This window comes from Nitrosospira sp. CT (assembly GCF_059489795.1).
In genome coordinates this window covers 16,435-35,398 of record NZ_JCAHZJ010000038.1, presented here as the reverse complement: position 1 = coordinate 35,398, position 18,964 = coordinate 16,435, and the positions used below count along the sequence as shown (strand labels likewise).

Here is an 18,964-nt window from a genome sequence, read left to right as displayed (position 1 = left end):
GCAATAGTGCGCGAAAAAATGTTACCCGGATTATTCCATACGGTCACGCAGACAGGAGCATCTATGTACTTCAGCCTGAATAATAAGTTTGTTTAATTGATAGATCGATGGAGATTGTGATGCAGCAAAAGATTTTATCCAGCTTTTTTCTCCTGCTTCTTGCGTTTGCCTCAGAGCTCCTTGCGCAACAAGCCTATGAGGATGAGCCTGACATGACGCCGGTGGCTGCACCATCCAAGGTCAGAATTGAGATCAACAAGAAATATTTCGAGGTTTGTGAAGCAGAGCTGGGACCATTTCCTCAGGAAACCATCCACTGTCCGGATGCAGTGCTGATTCCGACGGAGCACACGCTTGCCGGCGGCAAAGTGATCGAGCTTGGTGATGATTTGCCGGAGAGCACCCCCCGGTTCCGCAATTCCGAAACCGGGCAGCTCAAGTTGAATGCCGATACCCGGTTATTCGATGACATCACCTCCTGCGACAAGCCCAGCGGCATTTTTCGGGACATGCGTAATGCTGGCTGTATCCCCGGCAATCGCATCAAACACCTGACAAATCAGATCAAGGGCGGACAAACCGTCGATTGGGTCTACATATGCCGGAAAAATAGCAATTTTTCGAAGCAGGGGGATCATTACAATGAACTGGGACTGATCGGCTACAACCGGCATACGGGTAAAACCTGCTATTTTGCCGGACAACCGACGCAAACCCTCAAGGTCAATGGGAAGTGGACGGTCATCGAGAAAAACAATGAAGGTGAGCCGGTCGAAACCATCAGAACGGAAGCGGATGTTGCCCTGATTCCGGGGGAAAAGATTCCTGCGCCAGGCTTCAGTAAATTCGTTGAAAAAATGGTGATCCACTGGTCGGTGCCGACTCTTGGCGGCTGCACCCGTTGTCACTCCAACGGTCCGTTCATTCGCTACCCATTCAATGAGCCGGTCTGCCTGGTTGCCGGCAGCTCTGCCAGCTGTGTCAGAAGTTTTTCCAGCAACGAGGCTTGCGGCAAATATCTCGAACAAACCTATGCGCGTGGCGACCGCATCAAATATCAGTGCAGGGTTCTGAAACCAAACCGCCGGTCGGGAATGCTGTACTCGGTGGTTTCTCCTTTTGATGGAGACGGTACGCTCAACAAATTTTTACTGGCGATGAGCGAAGCCGACAAAAAAGATAAATATTATGAAGACCTGATGCAGTATCCCTGGGAAAAGCCCAAGCGTCTGGTCAGCCCCGAGGCGAAAGCGTGCGCGCAATGCCATGCACTTGGAAATGGTGTCTACGCCACTTTTGTTAATTCCCTGTTTTCCGTCCATAGCCTGAAGGACGAAAAATTTCATCCCGCGGTTGGCGAAAACTGGCGTGCTCGTTTGTTTTTGTCGAATGTTTCCGAGACTCAGCGCAGCGATAGCGCGCACGATAAAAAGATAAAGAGCGAAGGCATCCTGCCGATCAGGGTCAGCGCCAAATCGATCAAGGAGGAGAACGAATTACGGGAAAAACTATCGCTCGGACACTATCGGATGGCCTTGCAAAAGATCAATGATTGCGACCGGCAGCCGGGAAATTGCCAATGGGACGATCACTGGACGATGGAGCGGGTCAAAAAGGAACCGTTCAAATATTTGCAGGAACATTGCAGCTATTGCCATACACCGGAAATGGCCAAGCCGGTTTTAATGACCGAAGCTGATTTCAAGCACCGCGATCTGGTCGACAAAATCATAGGCCGCATGCACGAACCGATCAATCCGATGCCCCCCAGCGGGCAACTGCCAGGTTCGGTGTTAAATGTCCTGTCCGACTATCTGCGCAAAGCAAATAATTAAAGGATGCAATAATGAACGAGGAATTGAAGAAGAGCATAGCGGCCAGCATCGAAAACACGCGGTTCGACATTTTGCAGATGATCGAGCTGGGACGACAGCTTATCGACCATCCCGATGAAATCCATCACGGACCGGTGGTATCCATGGGGGTGCCGAAGGATACGCTGCCCAAATGGAACGATATCCAGATTCTGACAGCGCAACTCCATAAAAAACCATTAATGGATGATGCGCCGGTGGATACTCAGCTAGTGATCGGTCCGCATGCCCAAAAACCCCTGGTTCTGGATATCCCGCTGCTGGTCGGGGATATGAGTTATGGCGCGCTGTCGAAAAGGGCCAAGCAGGCATTGTCAAAGGGCGCTGAGCTGGCCGGTACCGCGATCTGTTCAGGTGAGGGCGGCATTCTGGGGGATGAAATCGAGCTGAACCAGAGCTATATGTTCGAACTGGGCAGCGCGCGCAACGGCCTGAAGAAAAACAACGACTTGAGTCAGTTCGCGAAGGATTTTAAAGGCAAAGTCAAGGCGTTTCACTTCAAGGGCGGGCAGGCGGCCAAGACCGGCACCGGCGGGCATTTGCCGGGAGGCAAGGTCACGGAGGAGATTGCCAAGGCACGCCGGATTGAAGTCGGCAAGGATGCGATTTCCCCATCCACCTTTGCCGATTTCCACACACCCCGCGATTTTGCTGATTTTGCCGATCAGATTCGCGATCAGATGGGCGGCATTCCGATTGGTTTCAAGATAAGCGCAAACCATATCGAGGATGACATGCGCTTCGCGCTCGATGCCGGGGCCGATTACATCATTCTCGACGGACGAGGGGGCAGTACCGGCGCTGCGCCGGCGATTTTCCGGGATCATATTTCAGTGCCAACGATCGCCGCGTTGGCGCGGGCGAGAAAATTTCTAGACGCCGCCGGCCATGGAAAAGGTACAAAGAATAGCGTGACCCTGATCATTGCCGGTGGTTTGCGCATTCCCTCTGATTTCATCAAGGCGTTAGCCTTGGGGGCCGACGGAATCGCGCTGGCCAACAGTGCGCTGCAGGCAATTGGCTGTACCGGTGCGCGTATCTGCTACTCCGGCGATTGCCCGGCCGGCATAGCAACTCATGCCCAGCACCTGGTCAACAAGATCGATATCGACGCCAGGGCGCGTGATCTGGCGCTGTTTTTCACCGGCAGCATGCACCTGATGAAGATCATGACAAGAGCCTGCGGCCACCATTCCCTGCGGGAATTTAGCCGGGATGATATTTGCACCTGGAAAGCCGAAATGTCCAGATTGGCTGGAATTCCCTATGCCGGCGTCAATCCTCAAATCTCTGATCGTTGGAACTGATGCAATCCTTGCGCTGGACGGAATCCGCCGTCTGCTCGATATATCTATGACGTGGTCGTGGAAATGAAATATATTACTTCCATGATCGAGCTGTCAGGGCAATAACGAATTCCGGTTCCTCACACATGGCTAAATCCAAATCCACTTATTCCTGCACCGAATGCGGCGGCCAGACCTTGAAGTGGCAGGGCCAGTGCCCGCATTGTCAGGCATGGAACACGCTGGTCGAGGCGGTGAGCGAAAAGGTGGCAGCGCGATTCACTCCCGTCTCGGAAAGCAGGGAAGTTCAGAGCTTGAGCGAAGTGGAAGCGGAAGAAGACCAGCGTTATTCCACAGGTTTGATCGAGTTTGACCGGGTGCTCGGCGGGGGCCTCGTGCAGGGTGGCGTGGTATTGCTGGGCGGCGACCCGGGCATCGGCAAATCCACGCTGTTGCTCCAGGCGTTATGCAATATGTCTTTGCTGCCGCTCGCAAGAAACGTATTGTACGTGAGCGGTGAAGAGTCGGCCAGACAGGTGGCGATGCGCGCAAAACGGATGGGGGTCGATGCAAAGGCGTTGCATTTGCTGGCTGAAATTCGCCTGGAGCGGATCCAGGAAGTGCTGGCCGAACGCAAGCCTGATGTGGCCGTCATCGATTCCATCCAGACAGTTTATTCCGACGCACTGCAATCCGCACCCGGTTCTGTCGCCCAGGTACGCGAGTGTGCCGCACAATTGACCCGGCTCGCCAAGGCCAGCGGTACCAGCATGATTCTGGTGGGCCATGTGACGAAGGAGGGCGCATTGGCCGGGCCGCGCGTACTGGAGCACATGGTGGATACGGTGCTCTATTTCGAAGGCGACACGCATTCGAGTTTTCGCCTGATCCGCGCCTTCAAGAACCGGTTTGGCGCAGTGAATGAACTAGGCGTTTTTGCGATGACTGAAAAGGGTTTGCGGGAGGTGAGCAACCCTTCGGCCCTGTTTCTTTCTCATCATGGCGGGCAGGTCCCGGGCTCCTGCATCATGGTGACACAGGAAGGTACCCGACCGCTTCTCGTTGAAATCCAGGCCCTGGTGGATGAAGCGCACTCGCCTAACGCGAGAAGGTTGAGCGTTGGACTGGAGCAGAACAGGCTGGCCATGCTGCTGGCGGTTTTGCACCGCCACGCAGGCATCGCCTGCTTCGATCAGGATGTGTTCGTGAACGCGGTGGGGGGCGTAAAAATTACCGAACCAGGTGCCGATCTGGCGGTATTGCTGGCAATCGTTTCCTCGCTCAAGAATCGGCCGCTGCCGGAAAAAACGGTGGTGTTTGGGGAAGTGGGTCTGGCGGGAGAAGTGCGGCCCGTCCAGCGTGGCCTGGAAAGATTGAGAGAAGCCGCCAAGCTGGGTTTTGTGAAGGCTATCGTACCCAAGGCCAACAAACCGAAAGCAGCGCCTTCCGGCATCGAAATCATTGCGGTGGAACGAGTGGAGGAGGCGGTTGCAGGAACGCGATAGTAATACGAAGGTCTTGATTAGTTCCATATCTATTGTGGATTGCGAGGCGGTGTAGACGGTTAGCTCCTGAACTTCGCGCACAAGTTGGTACGAACCTGCTCGAACAGAGCATGGAAGAACCGCTCGCCACCATTGCTCCAGGTTGCAACTTAAGCATTGCGCTTACAGCCGTGAGAAAATCAATAATCCCAGCGAATCGCGGAAAATCGATTTGCCCCTTTCACTCCCATAACCTACCTGTGACACATAAATGATATTCGTTAAAACACCTGTAATTCTTTTTCTTCTGTTTATGGGATTTAGCGCTGTCGTAAGCGGGCAGGCGAAAGAATGGGAAATACTCAATAACAAAGTAAAGTTGCTTTTCCAGAAGGGGCAGTACGACCAGGCGACAATAGTCGCCAAAAACGCGTTAGCAATGGCAGAGAAAGGATTTGGGGCTGATCATCCCGCTGTTGCCGTAAGCCTCAACAACCTTGCAGAACTGTATCGCGCCCAAGGTCAGTACGCGCTGGCTGAGCCGCTCCTTAAGCGATCGCTGTCGCTCATGGAGAAGATCTTGGACCGCGATCAGCCCAATGTGGCTAAAGGAGTGGATAATCTCGCGGCACTGTATCATGCCCAAGGTCAGTACGTGCTAGCTGAGTCGCTCTTCAAGAGATCCTTGGTTAGCAGGGAAAAGGCTCTCGGGCCGGACCACCCAGATGTGGCAACAAGTCTCAATAATCTCGCGGCACTGTATCATGCCCAAGGGCAGTATGCGCAGGCTGAGCCGCTCTATAAGCGCTCGCTGGAGATCTGGGAGAAAGCACTTGGCCTTGATCATCCCAATGTGGCCACAAGCCTCAACAACCTCGCAGAGCTGTATCGCGCCCAGGGACAGTATGCGCAGGCTGAGCCGCTCCTTAGGCGAGCGCTGAAAATCTCGGAGAAGGCTCTCGGTTCCGATCATCCCAATGTGGCCACAAATCTCAACAACCTCGCAGAGCTGTATCGCGCCCAGGGGCAGTATGCGCTGACCGAGCCGCTCTATAAGCGGTCGCTGGAGATCTGGGAGAAAGCACTTGGCCTTGATCATCCTAATGTGGCCACAAGCCTCAACAACCTTGCAGAGCTGTATCGCACCCAAGGGCAGGATGCGCAGGCTGAGCCGCTCCTTAAGCGAGCGCTGAAAATCTCGGAGAAGGCTCTCGGTCCCGATCATTCCAATGTGGCTCAAAGCCTCAACAACCTCGCGTTGCTATACTCTTCTCAAGGGCAATACGCACAGGCTGAGCCGCTCTTTAAGCGAGCCCTGGAAATCTGGGAGAAGGCCCTCGGCCCTGATCATCCCGATGTGGCTAAAAACCTCCACAATATTGCGGTGCTGTTCGATGCCCAAGGACAGTATGAGCAAGCCGAGTCGCTGTATAAGCGCTCGCTGGAAATCTGGGAGAAAACCCTTGGCCCTGATCATCCCGATATGGTCTTAGGTCTCAACAACCTCGCAGAATTCTATAGAGCAACAAACCGGATCAGCAAAGCTGAAGAGCTGGAAAAACGAGCAGCAAATATTCAAACAACCAGACATTAAGGTGTGTCGGCCTTATGAGTTTGGGGTGAAAGTGTCGGTGGCCACAACTCATAAGGAAGGACTGGTGGTTGGCATGCAGAGCCTGCCGGGTAATCCCTATGATGGACATATGCTGCATGCGGCCCTGGAACAAGTGAAAAACCTGACAAAACGGCAGTCGAAGGAAGTGTTCGTGGACCTGGGCGACGCCTTCCATGCCTTGCTCTGGGGTTGTGGGCACAACCTGCGCATGATTCTGAGGAAGCTGCGGCTTCTTCTTGACCTGATTCTCGTTCGGCTGCAGGCGCAAACAGCGAATGATGACCGACCTGGGAACCAGCTTATAGCAGCTTGTTCCCAAAAATCAAATTGTTCAGGGACGACTACTTACAACGACTGCTGCAGGGCAGCCTGTCATCTCTATAAACAAGTAAAACCCCAGAGTCTGATGCTGTAGAGATAAAAGGTCTTCGTGGCCAAATGGAGAGCCCTGCCGAGACTTCCAGTCGGCAATTTGTGTCCGTTACTTGTGGATTAGAGAAGGTTTCACATTTCGAGATTCACTTCAATCTTTGACATGCAACTGGGAATCCTTCATTCTTTTCAAGTCCTCGATTATTTCAACAGAATTGCGCGAAGCGCTGGCTGCTAAATAAATTTTAGCGATCCTGCCTTCCGGATCAATGAGGTAGGTATTGCGTTTGGCCAGACCGATGATGCTCCATATCGAATCGTAACGCTTGGCAGTCTCGCCTTTGCTATCTGCTAAAAGCGGAAAGGGAATATCATACTTTTTGGCAAAGTTTGCATGGCTTGCACTGTCGTCCACGCTTACACCGATAACTTCCGCGCCCAGATCCCTCAATTGGTGAATGTCATCACGGAATTTACATGCCTGCTTGGTGCACCCGGGTGTATCGTCCTTGACATAGAAATACAATGCCAGCCATTTGCCGTGGTAATCCGAGAGCTTGTGGTTTTTGCCATTTTGATCGGGAAGATTAAAATCCGGCGCTGTCTCGCCCACCTTAAGAGGTTCGGCAAGGGCGCCACGACTTCCAAAAGTCATAATAAGAGTTACTAACGTTGCAAGTACTCCCAGCACTTTCATGATTTCTCCTTGATATTCAAATCGATCTGGCAAATCGGCATCGCACGATGTTTTTGCGTGCGGGTTGAAACACTTGTTCTCATACCAGGTCTTCTCTTTTCATGTTGCATGCACCCTATTATGGTTCACTTCCTTATTTGCATGCAAAGACCTTCAGTTGAGTTTGGACGAGTAATTGAGTAATAAATTCAAATTATGGATACTGGCTATACTTTCAGTTGGCATGTTGTTGCTTGCCGCAATTGTTCCACCCATTCCGCAGCCCCCGTCATACCACCATTTCGCTGATAGCCGTGACTGTTTCGGCATTCCAAACTGTTTTAACGTAATCTCCAATCTCGCCTTTCTCTTCGTGGGAGTCGCAGGGCTGGTATTTTTGCTGTCCTCCCGAAGCTCACTTGCCGCCAAGGCCTTTACCCTGCCATCCGAACGCTGGCCTTTCGTGATTTTGTTCCTGAACGTGGCGCTGGTATGCTTCGGTTCAGCCTACTACCATCTGGCTCCTGCCAACGATCGCCTGATATGGGACCGATTACCCATTGCAATCGGCATCATGGCGCTGCTGGCAGCAACGCTCAACGACCGGGTCGGTCCAAAAGCAGGGACACCCCTTTTGCCTGTCCTGATTGCGATCGGCGCGGGTACCGTACTGAACTGGTATTGGAGCGAACAGCGCGGAGCGGGCAATCTGAACTTTTACGTAGTTGTGCAGTTCTATTCGTTGCTGGTCATCATTCTCCTTGGTGTTTTCTTCCGCTCGCGTTATACCCGGGGAGGAGACATCTACGCTGCGCTCGGGTTTTATGCCCTTGGCAAAGTTGCGGAATTCGCAGACCGGCCGATTTATGCTCTCGGACACGCAATCAGTGGACACAGCGTAAAGCATCTGCTTGCTGCTTGTGCTATCTACTGGATTTTACGCATGCTGAGGAAACGTGAACCTTTGCAGGGAACAATGGAGGAAGCAGCGCCTTGTTCTTCCGGCCTTCCCTGACGATGTGACGATCTGGTTAAAGTCTGGTTAAAGGAAAGAAGGAGAATGAAGTGCACCTTATAGAAGCTTACGAACGGATGGGTGGGGAAGCAGTCATCCGCCGCTTGGTAGACCGTTTTTATGACCTAATGGATGAGGATCCCGACTATTACGGCATACGCAAGCTTCATCCGCAGGACTTGACCAGTTCCCGGGAGAAATTGTTCATGTTCCTCTCGGGCTGGACCGGGGGACCGACACTTTATACCGACAAGTATGGCGATCCCCGCCTGCGCAGCCGCCATATGCCTTTTCCTATCGGCGCTGCAGAGCGCGATCAGTGGTTGGGCTGCATGTATCGAGCGATGGTGGATATCGAGCTGGATGAGGCCTTGCGCAAGAAGCTCGCCATGGCGTTCGATCAGACCGCGGACTTCATGCGCAACCAGCCGGAATAAAATTGATGAAGGATTGCGTGAATAGCGGGGCAGGGAAATTCCCGCTGCTTTCCCTCCCGCTGGTCCTTCAGAACATGGATGAAACGCCTACTTCCCCCTGAAAAAAGCGCTGGAACCGGTCGTGTTTCCCAATGAATCACGCCTGCTATTCCCTCCGCTACCGGCTCTGGCGGCTCTGGTACTGCTCGCTGTATTACCCCATGTATCTCGATTACCGGCAGGTGAACGGCTCTGCCCAGTCTTCCAGTCTCCATCGGACCTATAAGCGTTGCTCCGGTGCGGAACATCACTGGACCAGGTACGGCTGCGTTTATGGGCGACACTAGGTGTGCTTCTAGGCTGTACACCCCCGCCAGAGCGGGGTTTAACGCGTGGTTCCAGGCCGGGAACGACATGCGAAGCAATGCGGTGGCCGGTAAAGCGTTCGATTTTTTTCAGATGGATTCCATCCTTGCTGGAAGCGAATGAAACCGCAATTCCTGACGCGCCAGCGCGTCCTGTCCGCCCGATGCGATGCACATAATCTTCGGCAAATTTCGGCAGATCAAAATTGATGACGTGGGTAATGCCCGCCACATCGATTCCCCGCGCGGCTACATCGGTCGCCACCAGCACTCTTATGCCGCCCTGGCGCAGCTTTACGAGAGTACGGTTGCGGTCGCGCTGGCTCATGTCCCCGTGCAAGGCGGCTGCCGTATGACCCTGGGCGGAAAGACTGTCGGCGAGCATATCCGCATCACGTTTGGTAGCGGTAAAAACGATGGCTTGTTTGAGCGCTATGTCCTGAAGCAGGTGGTCCAGCAACTGGTTTTTGTGGGAAATGTCGTCCACGTAATGCAGCCGTTGTTCGATATTGTTCAACCGGGCCTTGGAAGTGGCTACCTGGATGCGCTTCGGCGAGTTCAGCAGACGCGCAGCCACATTATCCATTGCACCATCCAGGGTGGCTGAAAACAGCAAGGTCTGGCGGGTTGCAGGGGTGGCCGATACGATTCGCTCAACATCCTCTATGAAGCCCATGTCGAGCATGCGGTCGGCCTCGTCCAGCACCAGCATTTCCAGGCGCGAAAAATCAATCCGCCCCCGTTGGATGTGGTCGACCAGCCGACCTGGAGTGGCCACAAGAATATCGACCATCTGCGAGAGCAGTTTGTTCTGCAGCGGGTAAGGCATACCACCAAGTATGCTCACCACTTTCGCCCGCGGGAGGTACTTCCCATATTTGGCAGTGGCTTCGGATACCTGGAGCGCAAGTTCCCGCGTTGGCGTCAATACCAGCACGCGGGGTCCGCGGCTACGCACCTGGGAGGGGGAAGCCAGCCGGTGCAGAGCAGGCAACATGAAAGCAGCAGTTTTGCCTGTGCCGGTCTGGGCTGATGCCATGACATCATGCCCCGTCAGCAATTCGGGAATGGCTTGTTCCTGAATGGGGGTAGGCGAGGTATAGCCCGCATCATTGATGGCTTTAAGAATGAGCGGATGGAGATTCAAACTTTCAAAAGACACGTTGTTTTTTCCTGTTGAATGAAAAAGTGTGCATCCTCATGAAAATCCGGTTTCCGTACCTCAGCCTCTACTTGAAAGGATCTTGCGTCAAGAGAGTTACGACAAGATTGTCGAGTTCTGCACAGGGATGTTTCCATCCCATTTTGTGGCTGAGTCAGGTGACCTGATATTGATTCTTGGATGCGCTCTCAAGCGCGCAAGCAGGACGTATCCCGAAAACGGACGGGCTGTTGGTCGGCCAGCGCACATACATAAGAAACCGCTTGAACAACCCATAAAGGGTTGACCCAGGGTTCCAAACATCGCCGCTAACCACGGTGCCGCCAATTTCCGCTGGAAACTTGAAAATCGAAAAAGCTCTGAAACGGTCAGGAACGATGGATCGAGAAAAGCCGTGATGCTATTAGGGCTTTTCGCCGAAGCGCGGAGTATACAGGAAACTGGAGCTGTATAGAAATTTTTTATGTGGATAAATGCATGCGCGGCTTGATTGAGATGCCTATCTGGAATGGACCCTGTAGGTCTGTTCCAGATAGGCAATCAGTCATGCAAAGTCAGCATTCGAAGCCTACATTTTCTCCAGGACTTTGTCGCTTTCCGGAGGGATAGTCTCGGTGCGAGGAAGCACGGGCCTGGCAGTGATCTGCCGTTTCAGGTTCTCTATCTCGGGTTCATTCAACGTTTCGGCCTGAAGCAGCTCCTCCGCCGTACGATCGAGCAGCGCGCGGTTGTTTTTCAATATCTCTATCGCTCGCTCCAGCGCGCCATCGACGAGCGCACGCACAGTGTTGTCAACCGTGTTTGCCGTATCTTCGCTATAGTCCCGGCTTTGCGGCATGGGAATGCCGGGTTGCAGAAACTGCGAGCGTTCGCGATCATAGGCAACATTACCGAGCGCTTCGGTCATTCCATAGCGTAGCACCATGGCACGGGCGAGGTCGGTCGCGCGGACGATGTCATCCGATGCGCCCGTCGATATTTCATTGAATACCACACGCTCGGCCGCTCGTCCGCCCATCATCACCGCCATTTTGTTTTCCAGTTCTGCCCGGGTCATCAGAAACCGGTCTTCGGTCGGTCGCTGCACTGTATAGCCGAGCGCGCCTATTCCACGTGGGATAATAGAAACCTTGTGTACCGCATCGGTTCCTGGCAAGGCGAGCGCCACCATGGCGTGTCCCAGTTCATGAAACGCGACTACGCGGCGTTCTTCCGGATTGAGCAGGCGGTTGCGCTTCTCAAGGCCGGCTACCACCCGCAAAATGGCGTTATTGAAATCCCCCATTGTCACGGCGGCGCCATTCCTGCGGGTGGCAAGCAGGGCAGCTTCGTTGACCAGGTTGGCGAGATCAGCGCCCGTAAACCCCGGCGTCAAAGCTGCGACCTGCTCTTTTTTTACATCAGGATCGAGCTTCACCTTTTTCAGATGCACAGCAAGAATCTGCTCTCGCCCCAGTTTGTCCGGTCGGTCCACCAGCACCTGGCGGTCAAATCGCCCCGCCCGCAGCAGGGCGGGGTCGAGGATTTCGGGCCGGTTGGTCGCTGCGAGCAGCACCACGCCACTTTTAGGGTCGAAACCATCAAGCTCGGCCAACAGTTGATTCAGCGTCTGCTCCTTCTCGTCATGACCCCCAAGCCCATAGGCGCCTCGGGCTCGTCCAAGCGAATCCAGTTCATCGATAAAGATGATGGCGGGAGCCATCTGACGCGCCTGTTCAAACAGGTCGCGCACCCGGGCGGCTCCAACCCCGACAAACATCTCTACGAACTCGGAACCGGAGATCGAGAAGAACGGAACATTCGCTTCGCCTGCCACAGCACGAGCCAGCAGCGTCTTGCCCGTACCGGGCGGTCCCACCAGCAGGATACCCTTGGGTACCCTCCCGCCCAGGCGGCTGTATCCGGCAGGATCCTTCAAAAAATTGATGACTTCTTCCAGTTCTTCCTTGGCCTCATCCACCCCCGCCACGTCTGCGAAAGTCACTTTGGTTTCTTTCTCCACGAAAACTTTGGCGCGGCTCTTGCCGATTGACATCAGCCCGCCGCTCATGCCGCCTGGATTCATGCGGCGGATGATAAACAGCCATATCCCGAAAAAAATCGCCATCGGTAATAGCCACGACAGCAGATCGCGCATCCAGGTGCTCTGAATCACGCCCGTATACGTCACGTGATGTTGATCGAGCTTATCAGCCAGCTCAGGTTCCACCCGCGTGGTCACGAAATCCTTCAACCCGTCGGCGCCTTCCCCTTTCAGGGTGCCATAAATATGGTTTTCGGTAATGGCTATCTCCGCAATCTTGTCCTCGTCCAGCAGGGTATGAAAGCGGCTGTAAGGGATGGGCTCGACCTTGGTATAGCGGGCATACATGCTTTGTATGAGCAGAATGCCGAGTACCGCAATAATGACGTACCAGAAGTTGATCTGGGTTTTTTTGTCCATGGGAAGTTGGGGCTTTTTATCCTTTTTATCCATCGGATATCCTTACTCTCGTACTGTTATATTCGTAGACAGTCAAATGCCTGACTTTGTTCAGCATAGTATATATACCGATCTGTAGCGCAAGGCGCCGCTCCAGGAGATAGGCGGATGGAGAGAGCTTGCTCAGCAAAGGCTTGACGCGACCGCACCGGATGCGCTTTACTCAGGAAAGTTGCTTATATCGCTGGCCTGCTATTCTTTGATTCTGGCGGTCCGCTTGCGGATGCAAAGATTTTTACCTTATCCCGCAGGTTTACAGGCAAAGCCTGCCTTTCATTCGCGGCTTCCGGTAGTGTTTATACAGCCCTTCTCGCATTTGTCCGTCTTGAAATTCTTGTTTTCTCTTCTGGCAGATAAAGCGTGTCTTTATCTCGGCGTGATCATTTTGCTCATGCTGAGTAATGGCACGGTCGAAGCGGGTCTCTTCGGGGGACTCTTCGGAGACGCTCCGTCCCCCTCCATCAGGCTTTCCGCTCCGGAACCCGTGGCGGATCTGCTGAAGACACATTTCCGTCTGCCGACGGAGCCTCTGGAAGACGAAACGGCGCGCGCCACTTTCATGCGGCGGGCCCAGCGCGAAATCAGCGAACTGCTCGCCACCGAAGGTTATTTCATGCCTGGGATAACATTGCATCTCTCCACATCCAGCGAGGCACTACCGCAATTGGAAGTCGCACCGGGACCGCGAACAGTGGTTGCCGAGGTCCATATCGAGTTCAAGGGAGATCTGGGTGTTGATGAGCCTGTAAGGCGCGCACGGATTGAAAAGCTGCGATCTGCCTGGTCACTCAGGGAGGGCCAGCCCTTTCGCTCCCCTGCCTGGGAAGAGGCCAAATCGGTATTGCTATCCAGTGTCGCGGGAGAGGATTATGTCGCAGCGCAGATCGAGGAAAGCAAGGCGGAGATAGACCCTGATTCTTCGCAGGCGCGATTAATGGTGATAGTGAACTCCGGGCCGGCATTCCGCTTTGGCGATCTCGACATAAAAGGACTTAATCGCTATGAACCCTCACTCATAAGCGGGCTTGCACCATTTAAACCGGGGGACCTTTATCGCCGTGATCAATTACTCTCGTTCCAGACGAAATTGCAGAATCTGCCTCAATTCAGTTCCGCGGCTGTCAATATTCAACCTGACGAAGCAACGCATGAGGGGGCGCCGGTAGAGGTAGTGCTATCAGAGGCGAAATCGAAGAGAGTAGGGTTCGGCGCAGGTTACAGTTCCAATACGGGTGCGCGTGGCGAGGTCACTTACACGAATAACGATTTTCTGAATAGCGCCTTGAGGCTCAACAGTGGATTGCGTATCGAGCAGAAACGCCAGAGCCTGACGGGCTCAATCGACAGCGTGGCGGATGCGTCGGGAACATGGTTTTCCCTGGGGGCGTCGGGGGATAGGACCTTCATCCAGCAACTGGAAACCATACGCCAGAAAGTCGGCGTCAGTCGCAACCAGCTCTTGGACAAGACTGAAACCAGGCTTTCATTGAACTGGCAGCGGGAAAACCGGGAGCCAGAAGGGGGCCTGGAGCAGATCAACCAGACCTTGGTGCTGGATGGCTATCTGCGCTATCGTTCCGTGGATAACCCGTTATTTCCCAGGGATGGCAGTGTTTCGGAATTGCGCATAGGGGGTGGTAAGCGGGAACTGCTGTCCGATCAGGATTTCTTGCGGACTTATGCAAGACATCAGTTCTGGTATCCGGTGGGCAAGCGCGACGTGCTGCTTCTGCGGGGCGAGGTGGGGTACACCTTTGCTCCTTCACGCTTCGGCATTCCCCAGGAATATCTCTTCAGGGCAGGCGGTATTCAATCCGTTCGCGGATACGCTTTTCAGCGTTTAGGCGTGCGGGAAGGCAGCGCTGTGGTCGGAGGCAGGGTGATGTTCACGGGATCGATTGAGTATAATCATTGGCTTACGCGTAACTGGGGGGCTGCCATCTTTACCGATGTGGGGGATGCAGCCGATACCATAGGCGGGCTGAATCCGGCCGTCGGATACGGTGGAGGGATACGATGGCGCAGTCCTGTGGGGCCACTGGCGGTGGATGTTGCCCGCGGGCAGCGGGACGGAAAACTCCGTTTTCATTTTTCGATTGCCGTGGCGTTCTGACAGCGTATGAAGCCTCCAAGCGAACAGCGAATCCGGCATGTCTTCCCAAGCTTCCGCTGGTGGCAGTGGTTGCTGCTGGCGGCGATCTTCATTCTCCTTGCGGTCGTGGGCTCCACTCTCTGGCTGGTCACAAGCAACTCGGGCCTCGTCTGGCTCGGGTCGACCCTGTCTCGCCTGAGCGCGGATAGCATTTCTTTTGAAGGGCTGGAAGGAAAACTGTCCCGATCCTTCAGCGTCCGGCGCGTGCGCTTTTCCGGGGAAAACCTGCTTATCGTCGCACGGGACGTGCAACTGGATTGGGAACCCGGTGCATTGCGGTCAGGCCACCTGAAAATCATCGCCTTGACAGCGGGAGAAGTGGAAGTGGTTTCATCCCCTTCCCCGGAACCGGCAACACAACCGGATAACCTGGAATTACCCTTATCACTGGATGTGCGCAAGTTCGAGATCGGCGTCCTCCGTGTGATGCGCGAAAAAGAGGGTGCCCCGGTTTTTCGGGCGCTGGACCTTGCCGTGAAATTGACAAGTGATGGGCACATACATCAGATTCCGGAACTGCGCGCCATGCTCGACTATGGGCACCTGACCGCATCCGCTCAACTGGAAGGCGTGAAGCCTTTTCATCTGGAAGGCGAGGTAGTCCTGGCAGGGATTGCCATCCCTGAAGTGCGACAACAAAACCATACGTTGACGGGGAAATCGGAAGCACGCATTTATGCCACCCTTGGTGGCGATCTGGCACAGATCGACGTGAAAATCGAAGGAGAGGGCGCCGGACTGGCAGGGGAGGGGAACGCAAAGCTGCGCCCCTTTGCCCCGTTCGCCGTGGCTGGGCTACGGTTGTCACTGAGCGGTCTGGATCCTCATGTTTTTTCAGCTACGGCGCCTCAGGCCAGGCTTGATTTGCAGGCAGATTTGAATGAAAAAATGGGGGGACAACTCGAAGGCACCTTGACCGTTAAAAACAGCAAGCCTGCTGCTCTCGATACGGGCGGTCTCCCGGTGCTCGAGGCGCGCGCGGACTCCGTGTTGTCAGCGGAAGTGCTCCAGCTTCATGATTTGAAACTGCTGCTGCCGGGCGGCGGGTCGATCATGGGTGATGTCGTATGGCAACTCAAGCAGGCAAGCGGATCGGCGGACTTCCGCATCCGGCAGGTTAACATGGCCAGGCTGGACACGCGCGTGCGTCCTACAAATGTCAGTGGATCGTTGAAACTCAGCGGGGATGCGAAGAGCCAGCAGGGAATATTGGCGCTTCATGACCGGAAGCTGAGTGCGGGTGCTCATATGACACTGGCGGACGATGTGCTGACACTGGAAAAAGTGCGCCTCAACCATGGACAGTCCCTGTTCATCGGTCAGGCCAGGATGGAGTTGAACGGGCAGCGGGAGTTTGACCTGGCGGGCAGCTTGCAGCGCTTCGATATCTCCGCGGTTTTGCAGGCGCCTCGAACCGATCTCAACGCGACCCTCAAACTGGCGGGTAAGCTAGGCTCCGCCGGGACTCGCGGGGAGGCGCGCGAGTCCGCCCGGAAAGTTTCAGAACCGGCGGGTATAGCCCAGTTTGCAATCTCCAACAGTCACGTTGCGGAACACCCAGTATCAGGCAATGGCCGTATCGAGTTTTCAGGGCTCGGCCGGGCTAAAGGAGAGGTTGAACTGCACTTCGGTACGAACCAGCTTCGGGCGCACGGCGGCTATGGGCGGCCAGGCGACCAATTACAGCTTGAACTGAATGCCCCTGCGCTGGCGCAAATCGGATACGGACTTGCCGGCTCACTCATGGCGAAGGCAATAATGGGAAGCGGTTCCGCCAGTTTTATCGAGAAGCCGCTTGAATTGCCGGATTTAAGCTTTTCCGCCACCGGAAAGGGCGTCAAGATTCCGGATGAACATTATCTGGGTAATTTCACTGCCGATGGCAGGTTGCACGGCGATGCGATCGCGTTAAAGATTCTGGCTGCGGATTACCGGCTCCAGGCAAATCCGCGTCTGCAACAACTCAGTGTGGAAGTGGGGGGCAATACTTCACAACACGAGATCCAGGTTTCTGCCCAGTTGGTCGATGATCAGAGCTTGTCCCTCCGCAGCAGAGGCGGGCTCGCCAAAACGGGGGGGAAGTGGCGGGATGCCGAGTGGGCGGGGGAACTGGTGGAGTTGTCCGGGTCCGGCCGAGTTCCATTCAGCCTCAAAAATACCTCTCCCGTGCGGATTGGCTCAAGCCACGCATCACTCGGCTTATCGAATATCCGCATTGCGGGAGGCGAGGTCCAGATTCGCGAAATCGACTGGAGTCCTGAAAGGTGGAGCACAAAGGGGCATTTTTCGGGGATTGGGCTGCGTCCCGGGACTGGAGGAAAAAAGTCTGAGGAGGCTGCGGGGGGTGTGGCGGCAGTGAAGGCAGTAAAGACTGCAAAGACTACACGGGCAAACGAAAACGAAGGCACGGACGGGCGTAGGGTGTATGAAGCCGATCGGGGAGCGGGTCATGAAGCTCTCCGGTTGCACGGAGAATGGGATATTTCAGTCGGTAGTCAACTGAAGGGTTTTATTGACATCGAACGCGAGGGAGGTGACTGGGTATTGCCGGGCGAGCCGCCACTACCGCTGGGGCTGCAAATCCTCAAGTTGTCTACCCGAGCCACAGGCGGCCAACTGACCGCAGAACTCACTGCAAGAGGCAAGCGATTGGGCGAGGCGAACGCTCTTGTCTCCATGCCGCTGGCGAGATCAGCCGAGTCCGGGATGCACTGGACAATTTTGCAGGATGCCGCCCTCTCCGGCCATATCCTTGTCAAAATGCAGGATATTTCCTGGGCGGGTCCCGCCATTGACAGCAGCATCAAGACTGGTGGCGCAGCCGCATTGCAGGCGGAGGTGATCGGGACGTTTGGCAAGCCGCGTCTGGAAGGAAAGATACAGGGAGATAATCTGGCGGTTGCCTCGCTGGAGCACGGGGTGCGGCTTGAACAGGGAAAGCTCGCCGCGCATTTTGACGAGGAGTCCCTTCACATGGACATCCTGGATTTCTCGGCGCCGCATTATTCACCTCCGCAGGACCCCCTGGTGCGGCATCTGGAACTCGCAAAAGGACCGGGTACCTTGCGGGCGTCGGGAGTCATGGATTTTACCGGAGAGCGCGGCAGTGTCGAAATTACCGCCAATCTTGTTCCGCTGGCTCAACGGCCTGATCGCTGGATCATTGCTTCGGGAAGCGGTAATGCCACGCTGGAACACAATATGCTCACCCTCAGAGGAAACCTCATGGCAAACGCGGGTATGCTGGCGCAGCCTACCGCGGGCCGTCCTCATTTGCCCGATGACGTGATTATCATCGGCCGGGACGAGCCGGATGGACAGCATTCCGAGCGCAGCGGATTGCGCATCGATGTTGAAGCTACCCTCGATCTGGGCCAGCGGTTCTACATTCATGCATCAGGACTGGAGGGCAGGCTTGCCGGACAATTGCACTTGAGGGGCGAGCCCGGACAGAAGCTACGCACTGTCGGCACCATTACCGCGCAGGATACGAAATTCGAGGCCTATGGGCAGGACCTGACTGTGGAGCGAGGCATCGTGAGCTTTCAAGGTTCGATCGACGATCCGGCACTGAACGTGCGTGCAGTACGCAAGGGGTTGGCGGTGGTGGCAGGAGTTGAAGTGACTGGCAGTGTGCGTCATCCCGTCATACGGCTGGTATCGACGCCGGCCGTGTCCGATCTGGAGAAACTTTCGTGGATTACCCTGGGGCGGGCTCCGGGAGGCAAGGCAGACGCCTCATTATTGCTTGCCGCGGCCGGCTCCATTCTCGGCGGGCAATCCGGCGGTGTGACCGATAAAATAACCCGGGCATTGGGAGTAGACGAATTATCGATCCGGCAGGCGGGAAGCGATCCCTTGACCGGACAAATCGGCACGATCGGCAAGCGCCTGTCGAAGGAGGCTTACATCAGCTACGAACAAGGCCTTGCCGCAGCGGCGGGTGTGACGAAGCTCACCTATGCGCTAACTCCCAAGATCACGTTAGTTGCCCGTGCGGGAATGGATAATGCGATCGATGTGCTTTATTCGCTCAGTTTCGATTGATTGAATCCGTCGAGTGTG

General features: G+C 55.0%; 11 protein-coding genes and 1 pseudogene. 9 read left to right on the top strand and 3 right to left on the bottom strand.

All coding sequences use genetic code 11. The features are described from left to right. Positions 1 to 119: 119 nt before the first annotated feature. From AC52W5_RS06315 to AC52W5_RS06295, 5 genes and pseudogenes are all read left to right on the top strand, one after another. Positions 120 to 1,835, top strand: a complete 1,716-nt coding sequence (locus AC52W5_RS06315; protein WP_143104264.1) for a hypothetical protein — start codon at positions 120 to 122, stop codon at positions 1,833 to 1,835. Between the two features lie 11 nt (positions 1,836 to 1,846). Beyond that, a complete protein-coding gene (locus AC52W5_RS06310; RefSeq protein ID WP_495670383.1) occupies positions 1,847 to 3,181 on the top strand; it encodes an FMN-binding glutamate synthase family protein in 1,335 nt (444 codons plus the stop codon). Between the two features lie 125 nt (positions 3,182 to 3,306). Then, the gene (radA, locus tag AC52W5_RS06305; protein ID WP_495670382.1) at positions 3,307 to 4,665 is read left to right on the top strand and encodes a DNA repair protein RadA; all 1,359 of its coding nucleotides are present in this window, start codon (positions 3,307 to 3,309) and stop codon (positions 4,663 to 4,665) included. A 250-nt stretch (positions 4,666 to 4,915) separates the two neighbouring features. Then, the gene (locus tag AC52W5_RS06300; protein ID WP_495670381.1) at positions 4,916 to 6,238 is read left to right on the top strand and encodes a tetratricopeptide repeat protein; all 1,323 of its coding nucleotides are present in this window, start codon (positions 4,916 to 4,918) and stop codon (positions 6,236 to 6,238) included. Beyond that, positions 6,237 to 6,674 (top strand): annotated as a pseudogene (locus AC52W5_RS06295) (hypothetical protein); the annotation flags it as partial. The gene AC52W5_RS06300 and the pseudogene AC52W5_RS06295, both read left to right, overlap by 2 nt. Before the next feature lie 108 nt (positions 6,675 to 6,782). Here the strand turns inward: AC52W5_RS06295 and AC52W5_RS06290 are convergent. After that, the gene (locus tag AC52W5_RS06290) at positions 6,783 to 7,328 is read right to left on the bottom strand and encodes a peroxiredoxin (RefSeq protein ID WP_074972781.1); all 546 of its coding nucleotides are present in this window, start codon (positions 7,326 to 7,328) and stop codon (positions 6,783 to 6,785) included. A gap of 175 nt (positions 7,329 to 7,503) precedes the next feature. On the opposite strand from AC52W5_RS06290, the gene AC52W5_RS06285 reads away from it, so the two are divergent. Both AC52W5_RS06285 and AC52W5_RS06280 read left to right on the top strand, forming a co-directional pair. Continuing rightward, positions 7,504 to 8,322: an alkaline phytoceramidase gene (locus AC52W5_RS06285; RefSeq protein WP_495670380.1), complete on the top strand. Its 819-nt coding sequence runs from the start codon at positions 7,504 to 7,506 to the stop codon at positions 8,320 to 8,322. Between the two features lie 77 nt (positions 8,323 to 8,399). Further along, positions 8,400 to 8,759 carry a group II truncated hemoglobin gene (locus AC52W5_RS06280; protein WP_074972777.1) on the top strand — a complete coding sequence of 120 codons (360 nt, stop codon included), beginning with the start codon at positions 8,400 to 8,402 and terminating at the stop codon, positions 8,757 to 8,759. An 87-nt stretch (positions 8,760 to 8,846) separates the two neighbouring features. On the opposite strand, the gene AC52W5_RS06275 is transcribed toward AC52W5_RS06280, so the two are convergent. Further along, the gene (locus AC52W5_RS06275; protein ID WP_495670379.1) at positions 8,847 to 10,265 is read right to left on the bottom strand and encodes a DEAD/DEAH box helicase; all 1,419 of its coding nucleotides are present in this window, start codon (positions 10,263 to 10,265) and stop codon (positions 8,847 to 8,849) included. 568 nt (positions 10,266 to 10,833) lie between these two features. Then, complete coding sequence (ftsH, locus tag AC52W5_RS06270) at positions 10,834 to 12,708, bottom strand: ATP-dependent zinc metalloprotease FtsH (RefSeq protein WP_495670399.1); 1,875 nt, start codon at positions 12,706 to 12,708, stop codon at positions 10,834 to 10,836. Positions 12,709 to 13,072: 364 nt separating this feature from the next. Between ftsH and AC52W5_RS06265 the strand changes: the two genes are divergently transcribed. Together AC52W5_RS06265 and AC52W5_RS06260 are read left to right on the top strand one after the other, a co-directional pair. Then, positions 13,073 to 14,860: an autotransporter assembly complex protein TamA gene (locus tag AC52W5_RS06265; RefSeq protein ID WP_495670378.1), complete on the top strand. Its 1,788-nt coding sequence runs from the start codon at positions 13,073 to 13,075 to the stop codon at positions 14,858 to 14,860. A 6-nt stretch (positions 14,861 to 14,866) separates the two neighbouring features. Further along, positions 14,867 to 18,946, top strand: a complete 4,080-nt coding sequence (locus AC52W5_RS06260; RefSeq protein WP_495670377.1) for a translocation/assembly module TamB domain-containing protein — start codon at positions 14,867 to 14,869, stop codon at positions 18,944 to 18,946. Positions 18,947 to 18,964: the final 18 nt, after the last annotated feature.